Here is a 211-nt window from a genome sequence, read left to right as displayed (position 1 = left end):
ATCATCTGAATTAAGTATAAGATTACAGCCATGTCTATAAGGCCTGTTAATATTTTTGTAAAAAGATATTTTCTCATCGGGGGAATCAAGGGTAAGCAGTTTTTTCATTCCTTCTTGATCACGAAAAATATAAACGGTAACGACAGTATGAAAATCTGCATAAGGGTCTTTAGGGAAACTAGGGTCATAACATTCAATAAATTTATGTTTG

General features: G+C 32.2%; 1 pseudogene. It reads right to left on the bottom strand.

Features of this window, described 5'->3' with window-relative positions:
• Positions 1-211: pseudogene (locus PPOP_RS24745) on the bottom strand (pyruvate kinase); the annotation flags it as partial.

Origin of the sequence: Paenibacillus popilliae ATCC 14706 (assembly GCF_000315235.1) — a bacterium.
Lineage (GTDB): Bacteria > Bacillota > Bacilli > Paenibacillales > Paenibacillaceae > Paenibacillus_B > Paenibacillus_B popilliae.
This window is presented reverse-complemented; position numbering and strand designations above follow the sequence as displayed.